The organism is Desulfobacter sp., assembly GCF_050177295.1.
In genome coordinates, this window is sequence record NZ_JBFXHE010000388.1 from 1 (window position 1) to 4,241 (window position 4,241).

Annotated in this window: 6 protein-coding genes; all 6 read right to left on the minus strand. The window is 51.2% G+C overall.

Features of this window, described 5'->3' with window-relative positions; translation table 11 throughout:
• Positions 1-1,030, minus strand: a 1,030-nt coding sequence (locus tag AB7U36_RS19600) for a hypothetical protein (protein WP_428161322.1), incomplete at its 3' end; no start/stop codon positions are given.
• Between the two features lie 6 nt (positions 1,031-1,036).
• A complete protein-coding gene (locus tag AB7U36_RS19605; RefSeq protein WP_428161323.1) occupies positions 1,037-1,411 on the minus strand; it encodes a hypothetical protein in 375 nt (124 codons plus the stop codon).
• Between the two features lie 3 nt (positions 1,412-1,414).
• Entirely contained in the window at positions 1,415-1,780 is a 366-nt protein-coding gene (locus tag AB7U36_RS19610) for a hypothetical protein (protein ID WP_428161324.1), read from the minus strand.
• Between the two features lies 1 nt (position 1,781).
• Complete coding sequence (locus tag AB7U36_RS19615) at positions 1,782-3,395, minus strand: hypothetical protein (protein ID WP_428161325.1); 1,614 nt, start codon at positions 3,393-3,395, stop codon at positions 1,782-1,784.
• Entirely contained in the window at positions 3,395-3,943 is a 549-nt protein-coding gene (locus AB7U36_RS19620) for a hypothetical protein (protein WP_428161326.1), read from the minus strand. Before AB7U36_RS19620 ends, AB7U36_RS19615 begins: the two co-directional genes overlap by 1 nt.
• Positions 3,943-4,241: DUF6682 family protein (locus AB7U36_RS19625; RefSeq protein ID WP_428161327.1), on the minus strand; the 299-nt coding region annotated here is incomplete at its 5' end. The genes AB7U36_RS19625 and AB7U36_RS19620, both read right to left, overlap by 1 nt.

The window sequence follows — 4,241 nt, forward strand, 5'->3', positions numbered from 1 at the left end:
CTATTACTGCGTTCCCGTCAATCCCAACCGTGGGGATCCCGTCCACCATTCCCACAGAAAACGGCACCACCGGATTCTTTCCCGGGGTCACGATTTTGAATTTATCAGTAAGGATAATGAACTCACTGGTTGGGACCCCGTCATTAGCCGTGGAAATCAAACCAAACCCTGACACATACCCATTGGAGTCAATCTTCACAGAGTATTTCCCCTCAATCCCGTTGATGGAGGAGGCATGGGTCTGGATGGCGGTGGTGTGTTCACCGACAGTGGTTTGCAGGGTTGTGACATCTGACGCATGGGAAGAGACATCTTCCTCAACAGTCGTGACTCGGTCAACAAGACCGGTACCGATCTCATCAATCAGGTTGATCCTGCTGTTCAAACTGACGTAAAGCTGGTTCTCCGTGATTTGTCCGTTGAGAATATCGAGGACTTTTGAAATGGTTTCATTCACTGATTCACTGCCCGGCACCGTGTAACCGCCCTGGGTATCAGGCGGGCACCAGGGGGAATGCATCCCTCCAAAACTGATATTGCGGATCCAATACGTCATATCATGGGTCACATCAAATCCGGCATGCTTATATATGCCCTGCTCGCCCCTTAGAGAATCGGTAACGGTGACGATGGCAACAAGCGAAGCATCATCCCGGGATTGACTGTTCGCTGCCACCCATATTTCCACATGAGAAACAAGTTTGTCAGGATCAGAAGGATTGTCCCAGGTCAAAGTGTGAACAAACACTCCTTTGGACACAACCAAATTACTGGGCGCCGGCGGAACCTTTTGGGATGTGGAAGATCCCCCTGTGGGATACGGGCTGGATGCAGAACTTTTCAAAAAGGCATGATAATCCCATCCTAATTTCTCCAATTCTCCAACCCGCAAGGCCCGGGTCTTATCGGAATTCCGGCCATGGCCCATGAGGAATTCCACACTGCTTTTCAGGCTTCGAAGAAAAGCGCTCTGATCCGCAGAGAAGGAAGATGGAATATTAGATACTATAGGATCGGCGGGATCGCCCATATTGGATCATTCCTCCATCATCACCAAATGCCCGGCATGGCCCTCTTTTAAGAAGCCATTATTCCTGGTCGTGACAATCAGCACCTGGGCCGCAACCTCACAGGTCTCGGGCAGTGTCCATGTAATAATGTTCCCGTCCCGGGCCACAGCCCCGCCGGTGACGTGGACCGCATACGTTAAAAACGGGCTGTAGTTCTCGATTTCCACGGCGATCTCCTGCAGGGCCTGGCCCGAATCCGGACCGGACAGGACAGGCGCCGGGGCAGCCCCCAGGGACAGGCCCTGGGAATACATCACCTGGGTTACGCTGAGTTCATGCTGCGGTTTGAAAAACACACTAATTTCGGAAGAGGCCAAGATAATTTTGTTGTTCGTTTCCAATAATTAAACCTCCTTTGTTACGGATTCATAAATCTCAACGACATCTGAATCCAGGGTGGTAACCTTCTTAATTCCGTTAATGAACCGAATAAGCTTCAAGTCGTATTTGTACTTTCCCGGTGGCTTCAAGGTATCATCGTGCTCAAGGGAAAGAAGTATCTCTCCTGTGGGGTTTTCAGTATCCGTTTCTACACCCATCTGCTCCTTTTTAATGACTGCGGCCTCATCGTTTTCGCTATCATCCCCTTTGCTCTTTATCGTTAGAACCAAAGCGGCGCCGGCAACAGATATGGGGGATTGAGTTTCATCACGCAGCAAAAATACGAGATCCTGGGTGTCTCCTTGATAAAAATTACGTAATAGCGCCATATCAATTCACCTCCCGGACAATTTGCGCGACGGATTCCCCAAACAGAACCCGGTGAATGGTCGCTTTGCCCTCAAGTTTCACTTGGAAAACGTTCCCCCGGACAGGCGGAATCCGGAAAATGTTATCAGATTCAAGAGATTTGGAATGAACAAGGAGGCCGTCCACATAAAACATCATAGTCGCATCACCTACAGAGAAGTCTCCTTGAACCATCCCCGCAGTGAATATCTTTTGCGCCGAGAAAGAGATCTCACCAGATGCCCATGTATAGTCCATGATGGGCCCGTTCCCCCATGCCACCACCTTCCGGCCGGCAGCCATTTCAACAATCAGATAAAGGGCATCGGCTTCAGGTGAATAATGGACACCGTAGACAGGCGCGGCAAGCTCAAATACCCGGTAATCTCCGCTCACCAGGTCCAACCGGAACCCGGTGGTGGACCCTGTAACAAACCCATAATAGGATTGGTCATAATAGACCCCGATCAAATTCTCCGGGCCCAGGGCCTTCCATTGCTTTTTCGTGAACAAGTTTACCGTGAGCAACGCTCCTTCTCCGGCTTCATTGATCCGGAACAGGCCATCGGCGGACGCATAGATCAATCCTCCCGGGATGTTCGCAACGGACCGTGCAGAGACACACGGCTGCTGATACCCGAGCCGCTGCAGGGACAGTGTGGCCGGATCTTGTCCCAGCAGCATATACGGCACCGTTTTGGTCAGGACCGCTACCAGGCTGCCGGTATACCCGAGCCCGACAATGTCGGATTCAGTCACAAGGGAATAAGCGTCCGGGTATGCATAGGTCGTAAAGACGTCCGATGGATAAATGGTGTTCCCCTTAAACCCGAAAACAAGCCCGTGACTGGTTGCTGTAAGGCCTTCAAGAGCCTCATCCGGCGAAGTCCAGTATGTTGAAGGGACCACCTCTGCCAAATCGTTCGCATCAACTAAATCATCGAACCGGGATTCGGTCACATAGATTTCATCGACATACTGATATTCCGCCCCGGTGTTCCCGGCATTGAGCCGGTAAATCCTGAAATGGGTTGTGAACACCCCTTCGGCGGACGAATCAACAAATCCGGTCAGAGTAGGCGTTACTCCCTCATAAATTTCAAAGACCCCGGTCGGCGGAGAAGGTGCGGACTCCACTTCGCTGCCGTCTTCCCACTTCCCGGCAATGGTGTACACGTAGGAGGATGAGCAAGCCACTTCGCTGCCTGCCGACCCGGTAAGGGTTACAGTTAAGGCGTTGGTCGGGGCCGGGATACCCAGGCGGCGGGTATAGGTCGGGAAGGGAGGCGAAGCCAGGGCCAATGCCTCATTCGTCTCTTTTGGGTACCCGGCACCGGAAAAAAGCATCCTGTTGCCCGAGTCTGCAACAAGGGACCGGACCACATCCACAACGGAACCCCAGGCCAAAAAGGACGAGGCCATTTTAAAAATGGTCTGGGTGCCGGCCGCGACATCCTGAATAAAGGTTGTCCCTTTCATGGCCTGGAGATTGCCGCCGTCCAGATCGCAGTTTTTGGCCTCGGCGGCGTATCCGGTCGGCAGCAGCCGGTCGGACACCTTGGGGATTTCTCCTTTAAAAGAAGTCAGATCAATCATCAGATAAACCTCACGGACTTGACCCGGGTCCCTGCAACATCATTTTTAAGACGAGCTCTTATCTTGGCCTTTCCGATTTCGCTGTAAAAAACAGATAATGCAGTCCTGACTCCCCCTGAGTCCGTCCAGGGTTTTTCCGGCATTGAGCGAAGCGAAAACAAAGCTCCGGCCTCAACCCCTTCAAACCATTCATCATGGAGAATATCCGGCAAGGCCGAGGCATCCCGCATGGGAATAAAGGCCTTTGTGATATTGATGATTCCGTCTTCAAATATCGGGGCATCAAAAGAAACCACGGCACCGGACCGGGAGTACAATTGAAAATCACGCCCATTCAACTTGAATTCAAGAATACCAGTTATAGCCGCGTCTTCAGGAGCGCTCAAAATTACGTCAACGGCACCCTTAAGGACCAGGCAGTCTTCTTTTAGCTGCCAAACCCAAGTTTCGCTGCAAAATCGAATAGCAGCCTTTAGAACATGCTGCTTGATGACTGACCTTGGGCATCCCGGGGCCTGTGACAATATGGAGTTTACAAACCGGTCCATCAGGTATTCTCCTGTACTTGCTGCAGCAGGATTTCATTTTGCTTCTTGATTCCCATGATGTTGTAAAAGTTGTTCAGATGAATACTGGCCTCTCCCATATCCATGCCTTTGCCTTCCATGGAATAACAGCGATACATGACCCATTCGTACAGGGAGGTGATATAAATGTCGGAAACGGAAAGACAGGTGGACTCTTCAGTGAATTGCTCCGGCAGTTTGGAATATATCAACTCTATGGCGAATGGGAGGGAGGGTTTAGGATGAACCCAAAACACTCTTGGATTCTCAGGGTCAAAGG

What these genes read in the sequence shown, in the direction of transcription:
- AB7U36_RS19610 (WP_428161324.1), bottom strand. Translation starts at nt 1,780, where the DNA reads ATGGCGCTATTACGTAATTTTTATCAAGGAGACACCCAGGATCTCGTA.
- AB7U36_RS19615 (WP_428161325.1), bottom strand. Translation starts at nt 3,395, where the DNA reads ATGATTGATCTGACTTCTTTTAAAGGAGAAATCCCCAAGGTGTCCGAC.
- AB7U36_RS19620 (WP_428161326.1), bottom strand. Translation starts at nt 3,943, where the DNA reads ATGGACCGGTTTGTAAACTCCATATTGTCACAGGCCCCGGGATGCCCA.